The sequence below is a fragment of the Vibrio sp. D173a genome (assembly GCF_030248475.1).
Genome location: NZ_JAHGAH010001368.1, coordinates 1 through 721, shown reverse-complemented (window position 1 = coordinate 721; position 721 = coordinate 1). Strand labels below are relative to the sequence as shown.

Below are 721 nucleotides of genomic sequence, written 5' to 3'. Positions count from 1 at the left end.
TTATGGGGACCCTGCTGGCCATCTGGTTTGCAGTGTCTTACGGCGCAGGCATCCTATTTGTCGATGCGCTTAACACCGTACAACTAGGCGGTTTCAAGCTAGGGTTTTGGTTCGCTCAACAAGGGTCGATCTACACCTTTGTCGCCTTAATCTTTGTTTACGTAGTGCGTATGAATGCGCTCGACAAGAAATACAACGTACAGGAAGACTAGAGGTTTAGAACATGGATATTCAAACTTGGACGTTTATTCTCGTCGGCATCACTTTTGCACTCTACATCGGTATTGCTATCTGGGCTCGTGCTGGCTCAACCAGTGAGTTCTACGTTGCAGGCGGTGGTGTACACCCAGTCGCAAACGGCATGGCAACAGCCGCGGACTGGATGTCAGCAGCATCATTCATCTCAATGGCAGGTATCATCTCATTCGTTGGTTACGACGGTGCGGTATATCTAATGGGTTGGACAGGTGGTTATGTACTACTTGCACTCTGTTTAGCACCTTACCTACGTAAGTTCGGTCAGTTTACGGTTCCTGATTTCATCGGTGAGCGTTACTACTCGAAAACAGCGCGTATGGTAGCGGTATTCTGTGCGATCTTCGTATCATTCACGTACGTTGCAGGCCAGATGCGTGGTGTAGGCGTTGTATTCTCACGTTTCCTAGAGGTTGATATCAACCTAGGTATCATCATCGGTATGGGTATTGTGTTCTTCTACGCA

1 protein-coding gene and 1 pseudogene are annotated in these 721 nt (G+C 48.1%); both read left to right on the top strand.

Annotation, left to right across the window (positions count from 1 at the left end; all coding sequences use genetic code 11):
• Positions 1-2 precede the first annotated feature (2 nt).
• The gene (locus KIV40_RS33420) at positions 3-212 is read left to right on the top strand and encodes a DUF4212 domain-containing protein (RefSeq protein WP_285353704.1); all 210 of its coding nucleotides are present in this window, start codon (positions 3-5) and stop codon (positions 210-212) included.
• A gap of 11 nt (positions 213-223) precedes the next feature.
• Positions 224-721: pseudogene (locus tag KIV40_RS33415) on the top strand (cation acetate symporter); the annotation flags it as partial.

Coding starts and splice junctions, on each gene's coding strand:
- KIV40_RS33420 (WP_285353704.1), top strand. CDS start 3: ATGGGGACCCTGCTGGCCATCTGGTTTGCAGTGTCTTACGGCGCAGGC.